The following is a 16,541-nucleotide window of genomic DNA, read 5'->3' on the forward strand; positions in this document are numbered from 1 at the left end:
CGCTAAACGGCGCGCTACAAACAGGAGATTAGTAACAATTCATCTCAGCTCACACAGTGCTGAATGTGCGTACAAAAATTAACCTTAGTATATTTAAAAGCTTAGTAAATAGATTAGAAATAATACTTGTAAACGCAAGAAACTGCCCATACACTCAAAGTAAGGCAGTAGAAGTGAGAATACTATGCGGTTAGTTCGTTGGATGATTACATTTTGTATGTTGAGTCTGTTGACTGTGTCAACGGCCGATGCTGCTAAATGTGATACCACGCTTTCAATCGCACCTATCGTTGTCGACCTAGACAACTCGAGCTCCAGCCCTGATTTAGATGATTGCGTTGTATCAACGACTCATCGTTTCGCGGTTCCTAGTAGCTTTATCATAGCGCAATCGCAACCAGCCTATTCTTATTCAAACTCAGTAAGCGAGTCTATTAGAGCACCACCTGTCGCAGATTAATTTAGTCCTTTTCCGTGCTTAATTAATTTTAAAGATAGAGGTGATCTATGAACACTTACACAGTATTGAAAACTCAACCTGTTGCAAATCATGAACTTGCTGAAAATAACTTCCCAGCTTGTAACACTGACAACCTAGAGCAAGCACCAGCGCATTGCCTAATGCACAATTTACATTTGGCACCAATGCAGCATATTGATGAAAACAGTAGCATAGATGAAGCTACGTTAGTGCTAGATAAAACGCACCGCAGAGCAAGCTTTGTCGTAGATAGTAAAGAAAAGCTTGTAGGTATGATCTCTAACGCAAGAATTGGTAGTCGCTACGTGTTGAGTATTGCAGAAAGACGTGGCTGTACGAGACGTGATTTAAACGTCAATGATGTCATGATCCCACTATCCGATCTTCGTCAAATCACCTTAAAACAAACTAGCCAAACTGTGGTTGGCAATGTGCTAAAAACAATGGAAGAAGGTGGCTTCGAGTTTTTGCTAGTGATCGATGAAGTGACTCAGCATCCAGTTGGTTATTTTGACCTCATCGATATGATGAAAGCTTGTGGACGTGCAGTAAACTCAATGAAACCGGCAAATAAATTCAGTGATATTGTTGGTACGATTTTGCACCACGCAGAAATTTAAAAGAATCCCTATAGTTAATGTAAATTAAAGTTAGCAAGGCGTCGTAAGGCGCCTTTTTTGTGCTTCAAGTTTGCTCCTATGCAGCAGAAGCTAGGAGCGGTTTTTACTTTGCGCCTGCAAACTCAAGTTGTCGCCAAGACTCATAAACAAAAACAGAAACGGCATTAGATAGGTTCATGCTGCGGCTATCGGGGCGCATTGGAATACGGACTCGTTGAGGCTCAGGCAGTGAAAAAATAATGTCTTCTGGCAAACCACGAGTTTCAGGGCCAAACAATAGGCAGTCACCTGCCTCATAGGCTACTTCATGATGGTATTTGCTACCTTTTGTCGTGCAAGCAAATACTCGCTTAGGATTTCGTTTGGCTAAGTATGCTTCAAAGTTTGGGTGGCGCTCAACTTCGCTAAACTCATGATAATCAAGGCCTGCACGTCTAACCCGTTTATCATCCCATTCAAATCCTAGCGGCTCTATTAGGTGTAATGAATATCCTGTATTGGCACACAAACGAATAATATTGCCAGTATTAGGCGGGATCTCGGGTTGGTATAAAACGATATCTAACATGATAGGCCTCTATTAAATTTTGCCCGGCAGTATAGCTGAAACTTGTCGACATTTATATGTGCTGCGCTTGATAGAGCGAAAGGCATTACCCTGCAGCTTTTAAAGTGAGATTGTTGTGAAAAAGTATACAACCGTAATCTGTTTTTCATTTCAAACCATTACCCTGTAATATAATAGCATCGCGATGCATGAACATGTTGCGAGTGGTTTGAAGACTAATCAGAAGTTTAGGTTTTCAGTTAGCCAAACTTCAGATTAAATAACATGAAAGAAATGAGGTGCCAGTGGATCGCAGCTATGAGTTTTGGGTGAGGTTTTCGAGTGTATTCACCATAATAATGGTGGGATTGATGATCGCGGCTAAATGTTGGGCTTGGTTGTCTTCGGGTAGTGCCGCTATGCTCGGCTCTTTAACTGATTCACTGCTTGACATTAGTGCCTCTTTAATGAATTTCTTTGTACTGAGCTACGCATTGCGTCCTGCGGACGATGATCATCGATTTGGTCACGGAAAGGCAGAAGCTTTAGCTGGGCTTGGACAAGCTGCATTTATCGCGGGCTCTGCGAGTTTATTGGCTTTTCATGGTGTAGAGCGCATTATCAATCCAACCCAAATTCCACATTCGTTGTTTGGTGTGTGGGTGAGTTTATTTGCGATAGTGTGTACTTTGTTGGTGGTTGCGGTGCAGTATCAAGTGGTTAAACGCACGCAGTCCATCGCCATTAAGGCCGACTCGTTGCATTATAAGGGCGACATTTTATTAAACCTTGCTGTGCTCCTAGCGGTATTGCTTAACTTTTATGATGTAGGTTACGCCGATCCAATTTTTGGTATTTTGGTGGCGATGTATTTACTTTATAACAGTTGGGATATTGCTAAGGAAAGTGCTGCGCACTTGATGGATAAAGAGCTGCCAGACGAAGAAAAAGCACAGATCATACTTATCGCGTCGAGTCATGAGGATGTTTACGGAGTACATGATTTGCGTACTAGGCAAGGTGGAAAAATCAAGTTTATTCAACTGCATCTAGAGCTTGACGATGATATGCCGCTGATGCGAGCACATCAGGTTGCAGATGAGGTGGTTGCTAGCATTAAAGAAGAGTTTGATTGTGAGATGGATGTACTTATCCATCAAGACCCTGTTTCTTTAGCGGTAAGTAGCTCCGCTGTAAACGCATAAAAATCATCTAGCACAGCTTTGCGGGTGTTATCTTGCTCGCAAAGTAGTTCATGTTTCCCGATAAATTTTGTAAGTGTCACATTGTCTCTGTGTGCGGCAAATTGACTCTGCGCCTGATTATCAACAATGCTGTCTTCACTGGCTGTCGCGATACGGATTGGCAGATCTAATTTAATATTCTGGAGCGAGCGGCATTTATGCAGCGCCGTGTATAGCCAAGCAAAACTGACACCACCGAGCTGTAGCTCGGGAAATTGATCGTACAGACCTCTAAATAGCGCATATCTGATTGGGCAATCAGTAAGGTCATTATCTTGAAAAGGCTTGTTGTGGTAGTGCACTTGTCCCAATGCATAATGCTTACCTAGCCCAAATAAACAAGCTGTGCCCGCCAGTCCCTCGGCAAACCAAGCTGGGTAGGGAGTCGTATTGATCCCAAGCATCGGGGCTGATAAATACACTCCCTCAATGTTGTGAGGCCGAAATAACGATAAATAGTCGCAAGTAATGGCACCACCCATCGAATGCGCCAATATAAAAAGTGGTAAGGTATTTTGCTCGGCAACGATTTGATCCATAAAGCAGTGCAATGTTGCGGCATAATCTTCAAAGCGCCTAACATAGCCGATTTGCTTGTCTTTAAGTAATCGTGGCGAGTAGCCTTGTCCTGGATGGTCATAGGTAAATACCGCTATGTTGTTTTGCGCCAACTCCCACAGTAGTTCTCTGTATTTATGCGCCGATTCAATACGGCCATTAACCAATACTAGGCTGAACGTTGCCTTTTCTGGAATGTGGTAGGCGTAAAATAGCCTACCATAAGGGGTATCAAAAAAGCCTTTTTGGCAGCCTTGCCAGTGCTTATCAATTTCAGGAAGATGTGATTCAAGTTGCTGACTTTGGCTATAAAACATGGCTACCTGTGTAATGGAATTCGAATACTGACCTGCAAACCAATATTATTACTAAATTCGATATGGGCGTCATGTACTTTTAACGCATGCTGCGCAATGGCAAGACCCAACCCAAAGCCTCCCATTTGATTTTTAGTCGGCGTACGTGCACTCGACACTCTGAAAAATGGAATGCAAAGCTTGTCCAGTAGATCTTTATTTACGCCTTTACCATCATCACTGATAGTGCATAGCAAGTGTTTACCATCACTTTCAATCTCGACATTAATAAGGCTAGTTGCATATTTAATCGCGTTACGAATAATGTTTTCGAATGCGCGGTTAAGTAGCATTGGGTCGCCATAAAGTATTGCCTCGGGTAGCGCTGAGACGACAAGATCCTTCCCCAATTGTTGTGCTTCAAACTGAGCATCTTCCAGTATCGGGTCGAGCAGTTCATTGAGCTTAATTAGTTGTTTATCGATTGGCGCTTGATCCGCTTCAAGCTTAGATAAATGCAAAATATCGCTGAGCATATTTTCAACTAACTGAGCTTCGCGCTCAATGCGCTCGATATAACTTTGGCTTTGCGCAGTGGCATGGCCCGCCGCAAGCCCTGTGGCCATTTGCAAGCGGGTGAGCGGTGAACGTAGTTCATGGGATATATCAGCAAGTAAGCGCTTTTGATTGTTAACTAAAGACTCTAATTTATCAGCCATTAGGTTAAAATCATGACCCAGTTGACCGAGCTCGTCTTGGCGCTTGGTATTTATATCGGCTCTGCTCGACAGCTCTCCACGAGAAAGTTTTGCAGCGGCTTTTTGTAGCTCTTTAATAGGTAACAATAGATCTCGAGTAAACCAAAAACATAGCAACAAGCTTGCGCCCAGTACGACCGCGACTTTTATCCAAAGTGGTAGGGCTCTTAATTTGACGAGTGCAGTTGGAGTATGGTTTTCAAAAATTAAATAAAGACGATAACTTTCACCTTGAAGTGTAAGCTCTAGGGGGCCAAAAGCCTTGTACTCTGGGGTAAAAATAGCGGTCGGTTTGGCATCCTCAGTAAAACTGAGTAAATCTAAATTCAGCGTTTTTATATTGGGATCGGCGGCAACGCTTTTTTCGGCATCGCGGTGGCTCAAATAGATATTTCGCGCCTTTCTTTTACGTAGTTTGGTGATCTCATTTAACTCAAAATTAGGACGCTCGCTTGCGCGTATTAACGCTTTTTCTAATTGTTTTAGATTTTGCAGCATGGATTTTGAGATACGCTGAGTTTCCACAACATCAGGTTGTAGCATGCTGATCCCGAGTAGCAACAACATAGTGGCAATGATAGTGAGCCAAAACCAGGCAAAAACCTTAACAAGTAAATACCGCTTCATTCATTACGCCTTTAGAAAAATATAGCCAGCGCCGCGGATCGTTTTGATATAAGTATGCTCACTTAATGCGGCAATTTTTTTACGAACATTAGAGACATGCATATCGATAGAGCGATCATAAGGCACAAGTGGTCGGCCTAGTACTTGTCGTGAAATAGTCTGCTTGTCGACCACTTCTCCTGCGGTTCTGACCAGTAAGTGTAGTACTTCGTATTCGGTGCCCGTCAGCGACAGCATTTCGCCATTAACAGTGGCGCTTCTCGAAGCCACATCTAAACGCAATTGATGGATAGTAAAGGTATCATCCGGACTGTGTTGCTTATAATGATCGACGCGACGCGTAATGGCTTTAACGCGCGCAAGTAGCTCCCGGTGGTTAAACGGTTTTGGAATATAATCGTCAGCACCTAGCTCCAAACCAAAGATGCGGTCAAAGTCATCGCCTTTTGCCGTTAACATAATAACGGGTGTCATCTTCTGGACACGTAGCGCTTTCAGTACTTCAAAACCATCCATTTCGGGAAGCATTACGTCTAATAATATTAGGTCGAAATTTTGTTTTAATGCCAGCTTCAGACCTTCAGTTCCAGTGTGGGCCATCGCCACCTCAAAGCCTTCAGCAGTAAAGTATTCTTTTAACAGGCTGCAAAGTTCTTGGTCGTCATCAATAAGTAAAATGGAATGTTTCATTGTCATACTTAGTCCAGCATTGTTGTTTGGCGTTGGCCTGAATAGTTTGGCTCTAGCATATTACACCTTACTTCAACGCCTTATGTAAATTGCCTTTGCTTTTTTTTGCAAAGCACTGACAAAACTTTACCTCTGTCTGACGTTCCTTTTCTTTGCGCTTGCTAAATTTGATGGTGACAAAGCAATGGCGAACAAGGAGCCAACATTATGAAATTACTATCTACTTTAGCATTAGTTACAGCGCTTGGCGTATCGACTTTCAGCTTCACCGCAAGTGCAGGTCCTGCGGGCGGGCATCTTGAACACTCAGCAAGGTTGTTACTATCAGATAAAGGGCAGAAGTTATTAGAGTTAACAGAAGCGCAGCAAGGCCAACTAAAGACAATTTATGCGGACTACAAAACTGCCAAAAAAGCGCTAAAAGAAAGTGGGAAAGAAGCACATTCAAGTTATCGTGAAGAAATGAAAGCACTCATGTTAGCGCCAAATTTTGATAAGGCTCAAGCGCAACTTTTATTGGAAAAAAGCCAAGATAAAAAGCAAGCGTGGGCACTACTTTCGATGGAAACTCGTCACAAAGTGTTTCATGTGCTAAGCGAAGAGCAGCGCGATAAACTCCAAGCACTTAAGTCACGTCGAAGCCACAAAGGTAATAAAAAGGCAGATTAAATCTCAATGTTTTCCTCCAATCTAGCCCTGGCCTTCCTGGTAAGGGCTCTATCAATCACTTGCTACTTATCATCTTCTTATAAAATAAGAGCCTGTACTCCAGTTTGATATAAAGAACTGATCCATTGCAATCAATGTATAGAATAATACGACTGTTTACATAGGTTTAAGTTACATGTTGATAACATGTGTGCGTTGTGGTACTTTTCGATTAGGAGTACATCTAGCGAGTCTGCGGATAACTCTTTGAAATAGTGTCGAATTGAAAAATTCTTAATTTACGCACACAAACTTTCCAATAACTTTTATTTTCTTCAGAGTAACTAAGGGTATTCTTTGTTGTTGGCTGTTTGTTACTAGGTATCACTGAGGGAGACATGCAGACACCTGAAGAGTACGAGGTGACACTTAGGATCCGAGAACTGCTAAAAGAACTCAAAAAGCGTAGAGGCTATACTAAAAAAACCATTAGCCAAAAGCTCGGAATAGGTCTCACCACACTAGACGATTACCTCAACGGAACAAGCTCATTTCGCTTGGGCACCTTAATTAAATTGTCGGAAATTTGCCGGATCCAGCTAAGTGATATTTTAGAAGGGGCGGGGCATATAGCTAAAACCTATCAAAGTGAGGTGAGAAGTACGGAGCAAAAGGGGGAAGAGGAACAAGCAAAAAAAGATAGCTAGTGATTTGTCGAGTTTGCTCTTTTACTAGTTTAATAAACTAATATCAGAGAGTGAAAGCCGAGGAAACCGGCCCGCAGGTCTATTCTTTAAAAAAGCTATCGTCGTTCTTGGCCAGCATCGCTTCTATATCTTCAATCAAACTTTCCGCATCTTGGGGGGTGAGTTCACCACTTTTTATCGGTGTAGAAATCGCGTTTGATTCGTCAGACCAATCACCTAAATCAATTAATTGGCAGCGCTTTGAGCAAAACGGGCGAAATGGACTTTTATCTGACCATTCAACAGCCTGTTGGCAGGTTGGGCACTTTACTGTGGTTGTCATAATACACTTACTTTTTTACTTCCTAATTGTGCAAGTCTAATCGCATTTAATCGCTTTGTGAACCGAGTGTGTATCTACTTCGAGCTGCTTGCATACTAGGTGGGGATCCATGATACGATGATGAAGCTAGATAAAAGGAGGGGGGCATATAAAGGTGGAGAAGTTCGAAGCAACACTAGACAACTGTCACAAAGAGCCAATTCATATTCCAGGCTCGATTCAGTCGCATGGTTATTTATTGCTACTTGATGCTAACACATTGAAACTTCGTTACTTTAGTGAGAATTTTGCCGAGCTTGTAGGCTTTGAACCTAGCGCTTTAGTCAATACTCATGCTGAAAAGATTTTTGCGTCTCCATTTTTTGAGTTGCTTGCCAGCAATTATAAGACCTCTGATATTCACCGCTTAAATCCGATGGTGACCACGGTAACAACCAAAGATTCAAAACGTATTGAATTCTCTGTGGTTGCTAGCCAAAACGAAGAAGGGCTGATTTTAGAGCTTGAACAAAATACGGTGCATGGCATTGAAGGCAACCATTCAATGCAGCACCTTATGAAGCACTCCTTGTCTAGTATGGTTGACTCTCAATCTTTGCAGGCTTCTTACGAAATGGCCGTGGAAGAAATTAGAGAATTAACGCAGTTTGACAGGGTGATGCTGTATAAATTTGATCACGAGTACAATGGTGAGGTGGTTGCTGAATCGAAGCGTAGTGGCCTTAATTCGTTTTTAAACCAGCACTTTCCGGAGTCAGACATTCCAAAACAAGCAAGAGCACTTTATTTAAGAAATCCTGTTCGTTTACTTGCCGACGTTGATGGCGAAAATTCACTGCTTTATCCGCAAGATAAGCCAATAGATTTAAGCGCCTGTATTTTACGGAGTGTTTCGCCAATTCACTGCCAGTACTTACGTAATATGGGTGTAAAGGCGACCATGTCTATCAGTATTATTGTCGCTGGTAAATTGTGGGGGCTGATTGCTTGTCACCACTACGAAAAGCACGTAGTGCCATTTAACACTCGTGAAGTCGCCCAGTATATGGGGTTGATGTTATCTTATCTGATCTCTCTCAAAACCTCATCCTTAGAAGCAATGGCTGAAGCTAATGCACTGACATTAAGCTCTACTGTTACAGAGCGTATGGCAAAAGAGATCTTCTTTGCTGATGGTCTGCGGTATGAGTCTGCGGCATTGCAAGAAATGATGAAAGCTACGGGTGTCGCGTGGCGTGTTGAGAATGATTTGGAATGCTACGGGCAAACTCCCGCAAAGGTGGATATTGAAGCTATTTACCAATGGCTCGTAGAGCACCAACTTGGGGATGACTCTATTTTTTATTGTCATAACTTAGGTGAGCTTAACGAAACATTCAAAGCCTTTGCGAAAACCGCGAGTGGGGTGTTATTGATGCCACTTTCTGCGGATGCTAATCACTTCATCATATGGTTTAGAAAAGAAGTTATTCAAACCAAAAACTGGGGAGGGAAGCCTGAAAAATCCATTGAGTTTTTGGATGATGGTAGCCATCGCTTAATGCCACGCAGCTCGTTTAAGTTATGGGTCGAGAATGTGAAATGCAAGTCTCACCCTTGGACAGAAGCTGAAGTCAGTTGTGCATTGAAGTTTAGAAATACCTTGGTTAATTATGTGCTGGCTAAATCAGAGCGATATAAAAAGCTCAATGCAATTTTAGAGCAAAAAGTCACTAAGCGTACCGAAGCTTTGGAAAACGAGATCACCTCGCGTCGTACTGCAGAGCAACTACTGACGATAGCACTTGAGAAAGCACAAGAATCGAATCAAGAGCTGGAGCGCTTTGCCTTTTTAGCATCTCATGACTTACAAGAGCCGCTTAGAAAAATTCAAATGTTTGGTGATCGGATCCAATGTTCAGCTGAGGGGCTCAATGAAAAACATGCTTCTTATCTCAAACGCATGATGGATTCAGCCGAAAGAATGCAAAAATTGATTAAAGGGTTGCTGAGCTTTTCACGGATTGATCGTAAAGGTGAGTCATTTAAATCATTTGATGGTGATGAGGCGTTAGCTGAAACTTTACTGGATCTTGAGTTAGTGATTAAAGAATCAAACGCACAAGTGGATACCACAGGGCTTGGTGATGTATTTGGAGACCGCAGGCAATTGCAACGAGTGCTGCTAAACTTAATCAATAATGGGATTAAATTTAGTGCGCCACAAAGAGCGCCAAGAGTCACCATTAGCAGCGTACGCAAAGACAACGAACTGGTTATTGCGGTGAAAGATAACGGAATTGGCTTTGATCCTGAATTTAGTGAGCAGATCTTCAATCTTTTCGAAAGATTACATGGTCGTAGCGCATATGCCGGTACTGGGCTTGGACTTGCTATTTGTAAAAAAATCGTCGAGAGACATCATGGTCGCATATGGGTCGAAACGAAAGTAGGGCAAGGCTCTACTTTCTACTTTAGCTTGCCTGTTTCAGCGCAAGACAATTAATTTAGCTGTAGAGCCACAGATACGGCTCTGATATCAGCATACAAACTCGAGGTTAATGCGAGTTTAAGGAGAGTGTGAATGATCCATCATCATGATTTAATTAAGCGACTTCACTCTGTGAACTATATCTTGGTTGCAGATGATGATTTCGACGACCAAGAATTGATCCGTGATGCGTTTGAAGATAACGGCGTGGTGGATACGAAGTTGCAATTTGTAAGTGACGGCGTTGAATTGATTGAAAAACTTAATAGCTCTGAGCTATTACCTAGCCTTATTATTCTTGATTTAAATATGCCCCGAAAAAGCGGCAAAGATGTATTAGCTGAGATGCGCGGGGCGGCAAACCTTAAGCATATTCCAGTTATTATGTTTAGCACATCAGACTCAGAGTTAGATATAAAACAGTGTTATTTGCTAGGGGCAAATTCTTATATGACCAAACCGTCCCAATACCACGAGCTGGTGGATTCAATGAAGTCCTTGTTGTCTTTTTGGCTTGGCACTGCAAAGCTTGTGATTGATTAAAAGTGTAGGGCCAGATAACTAACTGGCCCTTAAGCTGTCATAGCACTACATTGCTTCGTTAGTATGCTTTTGCTTTAACAAGCGACTTGTCACTGTACCTGCGGTCATTGAACCCGATACATTGAGTGCCGTTCTTGCCATATCAATTAATGGCTCAATAGAAATTAGTAGCGCAGCAATTGTCACTGGTAATCCCATCGCAGGCAGTACCACCAGCGCCGCGAAAGTGGCACCACCTCCAACACCCGCAATACCAAACGAGCTAATTGCAACCATAGCCACTAAAGAGATAATAAAGTCGAGTGCGAATGGGTCAATTCCTACGGTTGGCGCGACCATAACAGCAAGCATAGCAGGATAAATACCAGCACAGCCATTTTGTCCGATAGTTGCACCAAACGATGCAGAAAGGTTTGCAATCGCAGGTGGAACATTAAGCTTGTGGATCTGCGCTTCAACGTTCAGTGGGATGGTTGCCGCAGAGCTTCGTGAGGTGAAAGCAAAAGTTAAAACAGGCCAAATTTTTTGGAAGAAATGCTTTGGATTTTCACCCACTAAAGTAACTAACAAACCATGTACGGCAAACATCAGTAAAATGGCAACGTAAGAGGCAATAATAAAACCGAGCAAGCTAATAATGTCAGCCATGCTTGATGTGGCTATCACTTTGGTCATCAAACCTGCTACACCATAAGGCGTGAGGGCGATGATCATACGTACTAATCTCAGTACAACGGCCTGTGCGCCTTCTACTGCATTTTTTATAGGACTACTTAAATCAGACTCTTCCATGATAGCTCTACGAGCGGCAATACCAGTTAACACACCAAAAATCACTACGGCGATAATCGAGGTAGAGCGCTCGCCTGTTAAGTCAGCAAATGGGTTGGTTGGTACAAAGCTAAGCAGCATTTGTGGAATGGTTAAATCGGCAACGGTTGTTGCGCGTTCCTCAAGTACCGCTATTCTGGCTGTTTCGCGTGCGCCTTCTACTAAGCCAGCTGCACTTAGTCCAAATGCTTGAGTGATAAAAATACCAATAAGGGCAGCGATGGCCGTGGTAAACACTAATATAGCGATAGTGACAAACGAGATCTTTCCAAGAGAGCCTTGATTATCTAGTTTTACGACCGCGGCAATCATAGAAACTAAGACCAGTGGCATAATCACCATTTTGAGTAGATTGACATAGCCGCTACCAACAATCGCAACCCAATCTAGTACAGTCTGTTTGGTGGTTAAGTCACCAGAGAAAATAAATTGCAGCGCGAGTCCAAATAGGCTACCTGCAACTAAGCCTAGTAATACCGTCCGTGACAGGGTTTCGGAGCGCTGTTGGAAGCGATAAAGACCGAAAAGTATGGCAATAAAAACCGCCAACGCGGCGATAACAGCAAAAGACATCAGAATACCTTTCGAAATACATGAAAATAACGCGCTACTATAGAGGTTTTATTGGCTGGGCTAAAATATTCTTTGACTATGGAATAGAACAAAAGGTTATCAATAAAATGAAAGTTTATGACAGCTTTTTCTTTCATATTAAGATGCCTTGTGGTGAGTTGGTACTCACTTGCATTAAATAAAACACTAAAATATGAGATTGGCTTGTAATTGTCTTTCGTAGACTCGTTTTAGCGTTTATTTCTTGACTCTCTTTCCCCTACCTTACCCGAGAGGTTTTTTTATATTATCGGTTTTATCGTATTGAATTGGGATTGAGAGCGCGTGAAGTCGATGGTAATCAGGTACATAATGAGGAAGGTTGTTCCCCGGCTTCGCGGATGCCGATGTCAGCCCTTGAACCCTGAGGTTCAAGGCGGAGAGCAACAGCCTACCGTAGGCTTCTCGGTACATGCCGAGCATGCTCAATAGTAAACAAACTGCTATCCTAAACGAAATTTATCGGCTCAGGGACTTAATCAGCTGTCCTACGAGCTAGGGAACAATTACAGTATATAAAACATATGCCGATCACGAAACCATAGTAATGCAATTTATGTGTTAACCGCGTGCTTTTTACCCGCTTTGTTTAGTGACTAAGCAAACGTTAATCTGAGCGTTAGCTGGCAACGCTCAATTTGCTTAATTTTTCGAAGGCCACAGTTTCGAAACCGTTTCTAACTAACACAGTAAACAGGTTACTTAGAAAGGAGCCGGTGCGGTAAAGGTCATCATCTCATTGGTTGTTGGATGTGAAATTTGCAACATCTCAGCATGTAATTGTAAACGTGAAGCAGCCGCTAACGCCTCGCCTTTGGCATATAGTCGATCGCCAAGAATTACATGCCCAAGCGAAAGCATATGTACTCTGAGTTGATGAGAGCGTCCAGTGATGGGGGTTAGTTTAACGCGTGTTGCCTGTGCTTCATATTCCATGACTTCAAAATGTGTTAATGAAGGTTTTCCGGTCTCATGACAAACCATTTGCTTTGGGCGATTAGGCCAATCACACACCAGCGGTAAATCAACAGAACCCGTTTGCTGTTGTAATTTGCCATGAACTCGGGCGATGTAGTGCTTGTGGGTCAAACGGTCTTGAAATTGAATACTCAGATGGCGATGCGCTGCTTTATTCATAGCAAGGCATAGCACGCCAGATGTTGCCATATCAAGGCGATGCACAATTCTTGCCGTAGGGTAGACAAAATTCACTCTGGCGATAGCGCTGTCCCAATGCTTTGGATCTTTACCCGGTACGGTGAGTAACCCGCTTGGTTTGTTGATCACCAACATATCTTCATCTTGGTACAAAATATCAAGATAGGGAGAAAGGGGGGGAGCGTAATTTAGTAACACCAGCTGCCTCAGCATGAACAGAACGAAGCCGCGTATTATATATGAGTTGCTAAGTGAGCGGTAGCGAGAAAGAGAGCCGAGGCTCTCTTTCGGTGTGGGAGATTTATTGGTTGGCAACCACAATTAAACGAATCGCGTCCAACTTAAGCTGCGCTTTTTCAATGTGTGTGCTCAACTCAGCTCTTTGTTTATCAAACACTTGAACTTCCTCGTCACGGATGTTCGGATTGATAGCTTTAAGTGCTTGCAAACGACCTTGCTCATCACCTAATTGCTTTTGCATTTTATCCATCGCGTTGGCTTGAATGCTTTCAAGTTGAGCTTGTGCAATATCGCCAGCTTGAGTAATAAGCGGGTGAATAGCGCTTTGTAGGGCATTAACTAGTTTACTGCCAGTTTGCCTACCAACGGCAGAAAGCTGTTGATTAAATGCATCAAACGCAACGTTTTGGGCTAAGTCATTGCCACCTTTATCCATTAGGACACGAATTGGTGTTGGTGGTAAAAAGCGGCCCACCTGAAGAGACTTAGGCGCAGAAGCTTCTGCAACGAAGATCATTTCAACAAAGAAAGTACCGACAGGTAGTTTGTTGTTTTTGAGCAGCGCCACTGACGCACAACCAAAGTCATCGTTACAGATCATATCCATCACGCCGCTGACCATGGGGTGATCCCAGCTGATGAAATGTGCGTCTTCTTGTGACAGTGAGGTGTTACGGTCAAAAGTCACTGTGATGCCATCGTCTTTCAAACAAGGGAAAGAAGGGTTTAGCATGTGTTCGGTTGGTTTGAGAATAATCGTATTCTCACCTTTGTCTTCCTGGTTAACACCAAAAGTATCAAACACATTAATCATAAACGCAGGCAAAATCACGTCGTTATCAAGTGCTTCAAGTTCAGCAACGATATTATCTGTTTTACCTTGACCACTTGAGTGAAGCTCAAGTAGGCGGTCTCGACCTTGCTCCATCTTTGTTCGCAGCTGAGCATTTTCTTTTGCGGCTTGCTCCAATAAAGGGTCTAATTCGTCTTCGTCACAGTTGTGCTCGGCGATCAGTGCTAACAAATCATCAGAGAAAGACTTATACAGCATTTGCCCCGTGGTGCTGGTGGTTTCAAACGCATCTAAGCCTTCGTGATACCAACGTAGTAATACTTCTTGTGCGGTGTTTTCAAAGTAAGGCACATGAATATTGATGTCATGTTTTTGCCCAATACGGTCAAGACGACCAATACGTTGCTCAAGTAAGTCAGGGTTAAGCGGTAGGTCAAATAATACTAAGTGATGCGAAAACTGGAAGTTACGACCTTCAGAGCCAATTTCTGAGCAAAGTAATACTTGCGCACTATCGTATTCATCTGCAAAAAATGCTGCCGCACGGTCACGTTCAATGATGGACATGCCTTCGTGGAATACCGCAGCTTTAATGGCTTCGCGTTCGCGTAATATTTGCTCAAGGCTAATTGCGGTTTCTGCTTTGGCACAAATAAGCAGTACTTTTTCATGCTTTAACTCTTTCAATTTAGCAATTAACCACTCAACGCGGGGGTCGAACTGTGCCCAGCCGCTTCCTTCACCTTCAAACTCTTGGAAGATCTTTTCAGGAAATAACGCACGCATCGCATTAAATTCAGGGCTTTGAATACCGCCAATGTTACCCATTACCGACATTGCTGTTTTATATTGCTTAGGTAAAGGTACTGGGTATTGATGTAATAAACGACTTGGGTAGCCATCAATGCCACTGCGGCTATTTCTAAATAGAATACGGCCAGTACCATGACGGTCTAATAGCATAGACAAGATTTCTGCTTTGGCATCGCTATCGCCATTTTGTGCCTTTGCTAGAAGCTCAGAAATATCGGTTTCTTTTAGCAGTGTACAAAGTGTTTGCTCTTCTTTTGCATCTAGCTTTTTATCTTGTAGTAAGTTGTTAGCGGCTTCTGCAACCTCTTTATAATGACTTTCTTCTTCAACAAATGCGTCGTAGTCGTAGAACCTATCAGGGTCTAGTAGCTGTAAACGGGCAAAATGACTGCGATGGCCCAGTTGGTCCGGTGTTGCAGTCAACAAGATAAGTCCAGGAATGTCTTGAGAAAGCTCGGCAATACGTTGATATTCAGTGCTTGGCTTTTCCTTAGTGACCGTCAGGTGGTGTGCTTCATCGACAATCAGTAGATCCCAATCAGCGAGTGTGGCTTGCTCAAACCAGCGGCGCTTTTTGGTAATAAACTCTAGACTAACCAAAACTAGTTGTTCTGTTTCGAATACATTCGGTGCATCTGCATAAGCTTCACTACAACGTTCTTCGTCAAAAATCGAAAAGTGCAGGTTGAAGCGGCGTAGCATCTCTACAAGCCATTGGTGCTGTAAGTTCTCTGGGACCACGATTAACACACGGTTGGCACGACCAGAGAGAATCTGCTGGTGTAAAATCATGCCCGCTTCAATGGTTTTGCCTAGGCCTACTTCATCAGACAGAAGTACGCGAGGTGCAAAGCGCTTACCGACTTCATCGGCAATATACAGCTGGTGCGGAATAAGGCTAGCGCGCTGACCTATCAATCCTTTAAGATGAGATTGCTCTTTATCAAACTGGTGTTGCCAAGTTTGATAGCGCAGTGTGTAGCGATCAAAACGGTCTATTTGGCCTGCAAACAGACGATCTTGAGGTTTATTGAACTTGAGGAAGTGATCAAGAAAGGTCTCTTTAAATGAAGTCTCTTCTTCATTATCTACTCGAGTACCATGATAGCAAAATAGTCCATTTTGCTCTTCCACGCTGTCAACACGTAGTTCCCACTCTTCAACATGGCGGATCACATCGCCTGGGTTGAATACGACTCGAGTTACAGGTGCTTCCTGTACTGAGTAAACACGGTTTTCTCCGCTAGCGGGAAATAAAATAGTCACTTGACGCCCCTCAAGTGCCACTATTGTACCCAATCCTAAATCTGATTCAGTATCACTGATCCAGCGCTGACCTAAGGAAAAATTCATGGTTATCTCGTCTATGCAGAAAAAAGGCGGCTATGTTACCTATTCATGTCGGTTTGTTCAATACACAACAGCGACTCAAGCCTTTATTTATCAAGCGCTGGTGCTTTTTCAATTTAGTTGGCATGACAATCGCCAACTAGTTGTTTTTTATCAATATGCAAGTTGGATTTTCTACTGTCATAAAAGCGACTTTTGTGACAAATAGACTAAACTTGAACTATATCCAAAAC

At 42.9% G+C, this 16,541-nt stretch carries 17 protein-coding genes and 1 other RNA gene; 8 read left to right on the forward strand and 10 right to left on the reverse strand.

Going from position 1 to position 16,541, the window contains the following annotated elements; translation table 11 throughout:
* Positions 1-184 precede the first annotated feature (184 nt).
* Both CWC29_RS02275 and CWC29_RS02280 read left to right on the forward strand, forming a co-directional pair.
* On the forward strand, positions 185-460 hold the full coding sequence (locus tag CWC29_RS02275; protein WP_128728536.1) for a hypothetical protein: 276 nt from the start codon (positions 185-187) through the stop codon (positions 458-460).
* A gap of 47 nt (positions 461-507) precedes the next feature.
* On the forward strand, positions 508-1,101 hold the full coding sequence (locus CWC29_RS02280) for a CBS domain-containing protein (RefSeq protein WP_128728535.1): 594 nt from the start codon (positions 508-510) through the stop codon (positions 1,099-1,101).
* 103 nt (positions 1,102-1,204) lie between these two features.
* Here the strand turns inward: CWC29_RS02280 and trmL are convergent, their stop codons facing one another.
* Both trmL and CWC29_RS23635 read right to left on the reverse strand, forming a co-directional pair.
* The gene (gene trmL / locus CWC29_RS02285; protein ID WP_128728534.1) at positions 1,205-1,669 is read right to left on the reverse strand and encodes a tRNA (uridine(34)/cytosine(34)/5-carboxymethylaminomethyluridine(34)-2'-O)-methyltransferase TrmL; all 465 of its coding nucleotides are present in this window, start codon (positions 1,667-1,669) and stop codon (positions 1,205-1,207) included.
* A 295-nt stretch (positions 1,670-1,964) separates the two neighbouring features.
* Positions 1,965-2,102 carry a hypothetical protein gene (locus CWC29_RS23635; RefSeq protein WP_235956684.1) on the reverse strand — a complete coding sequence of 46 codons (138 nt, stop codon included), beginning with the start codon at positions 2,100-2,102 and terminating at the stop codon, positions 1,965-1,967.
* Here CWC29_RS23635 and CWC29_RS02290 point away from each other — a divergent pair.
* The gene (locus CWC29_RS02290) at positions 2,047-2,853 is read left to right on the forward strand and encodes a cation diffusion facilitator family transporter (RefSeq protein WP_235956618.1); all 807 of its coding nucleotides are present in this window, start codon (positions 2,047-2,049) and stop codon (positions 2,851-2,853) included. The two genes, CWC29_RS23635 and CWC29_RS02290, sit on opposite strands and share 56 nt — an antisense overlap.
* Here CWC29_RS02290 and CWC29_RS02295 read toward each other — a convergent pair.
* Genes CWC29_RS02295 through CWC29_RS02305 form a run of 3 tightly spaced genes read right to left on the reverse strand, consistent with a single transcriptional unit; the run spans position 2,805 to position 5,821 of the window.
* Complete coding sequence (locus CWC29_RS02295; RefSeq protein ID WP_138521993.1) at positions 2,805-3,767, reverse strand: alpha/beta fold hydrolase; 963 nt, start codon at positions 3,765-3,767, stop codon at positions 2,805-2,807. The genes CWC29_RS02290 and CWC29_RS02295 overlap by 49 nt on opposite strands.
* Positions 3,768-3,769: 2 nt before the next feature.
* The gene (locus CWC29_RS02300) at positions 3,770-5,131 is read right to left on the reverse strand and encodes an ATP-binding protein (RefSeq protein ID WP_128728532.1); all 1,362 of its coding nucleotides are present in this window, start codon (positions 5,129-5,131) and stop codon (positions 3,770-3,772) included.
* A 3-nt stretch (positions 5,132-5,134) separates the two neighbouring features.
* Positions 5,135-5,821 carry a response regulator gene (locus CWC29_RS02305; protein WP_128728531.1) on the reverse strand — a complete coding sequence of 229 codons (687 nt, stop codon included), beginning with the start codon at positions 5,819-5,821 and terminating at the stop codon, positions 5,135-5,137.
* A gap of 207 nt (positions 5,822-6,028) precedes the next feature.
* Between CWC29_RS02305 and CWC29_RS02310 the strand changes: the two genes are divergently transcribed.
* Positions 6,029-6,490, forward strand: a complete 462-nt coding sequence (locus CWC29_RS02310; RefSeq protein WP_138521995.1) for a Spy/CpxP family protein refolding chaperone — start codon at positions 6,029-6,031, stop codon at positions 6,488-6,490.
* A 377-nt stretch (positions 6,491-6,867) separates the two neighbouring features.
* The gene (locus tag CWC29_RS02315) at positions 6,868-7,176 is read left to right on the forward strand and encodes a helix-turn-helix domain-containing protein (protein WP_128728529.1); all 309 of its coding nucleotides are present in this window, start codon (positions 6,868-6,870) and stop codon (positions 7,174-7,176) included.
* Between the two features lie 79 nt (positions 7,177-7,255).
* Here the strand turns inward: CWC29_RS02315 and yacG are convergent, their stop codons facing one another.
* Positions 7,256-7,498: a DNA gyrase inhibitor YacG gene (gene yacG, locus CWC29_RS02320; RefSeq protein WP_128728528.1), complete on the reverse strand. Its 243-nt coding sequence runs from the start codon at positions 7,496-7,498 to the stop codon at positions 7,256-7,258.
* A 154-nt stretch (positions 7,499-7,652) separates the two neighbouring features.
* Between yacG and CWC29_RS24060 the strand changes: the two genes are divergently transcribed.
* Positions 7,653-9,983 (forward strand): ATP-binding protein, encoded by a 2,331-nt coding sequence (locus tag CWC29_RS24060; protein WP_138521997.1) that lies wholly within the window; start codon positions 7,653-7,655, stop codon positions 9,981-9,983.
* Positions 9,984-10,061: 78 nt separating this feature from the next.
* A complete protein-coding gene (locus CWC29_RS02330; protein ID WP_128728526.1) occupies positions 10,062-10,511 on the forward strand; it encodes a response regulator in 450 nt (149 codons plus the stop codon).
* Positions 10,512-10,556: 45 nt separating this feature from the next.
* On the opposite strand, the gene CWC29_RS02335 is transcribed toward CWC29_RS02330, so the two are convergent.
* The 4 genes from CWC29_RS02335 to rapA all read right to left on the reverse strand — a co-directional run bounded on the left by CWC29_RS02335 (position 10,557) and on the right by rapA (position 16,311).
* Positions 10,557-11,915: an L-cystine transporter gene (locus CWC29_RS02335; protein ID WP_128728525.1), complete on the reverse strand. Its 1,359-nt coding sequence runs from the start codon at positions 11,913-11,915 to the stop codon at positions 10,557-10,559.
* A 361-nt stretch (positions 11,916-12,276) separates the two neighbouring features.
* A non-coding RNA gene (ssrS, locus tag CWC29_RS02340) (6S RNA) lies at positions 12,277-12,459 on the reverse strand.
* Between the two features lie 197 nt (positions 12,460-12,656).
* Entirely contained in the window at positions 12,657-13,310 is a 654-nt protein-coding gene (gene rluA, locus CWC29_RS02345; protein ID WP_193554590.1) for a bifunctional tRNA pseudouridine(32) synthase/23S rRNA pseudouridine(746) synthase RluA, read from the reverse strand.
* 103 nt (positions 13,311-13,413) lie between these two features.
* The gene (gene rapA / locus CWC29_RS02350; RefSeq protein WP_138521999.1) at positions 13,414-16,311 is read right to left on the reverse strand and encodes an RNA polymerase-associated protein RapA; all 2,898 of its coding nucleotides are present in this window, start codon (positions 16,309-16,311) and stop codon (positions 13,414-13,416) included.
* Between rapA and CWC29_RS02355 the strand changes: the two genes are divergently transcribed.
* Complete coding sequence (locus CWC29_RS02355; protein WP_128728522.1) at positions 16,310-16,516, forward strand: hypothetical protein; 207 nt, start codon at positions 16,310-16,312, stop codon at positions 16,514-16,516. The two genes, rapA and CWC29_RS02355, sit on opposite strands and share 2 nt — an antisense overlap.
* The last annotated feature ends 25 nt before the right edge of the window (positions 16,517-16,541 follow it).

This window comes from Pseudoalteromonas galatheae (assembly GCF_005886105.2).
Lineage (GTDB): Bacteria > Pseudomonadota > Gammaproteobacteria > Enterobacterales > Alteromonadaceae > Pseudoalteromonas > Pseudoalteromonas galatheae.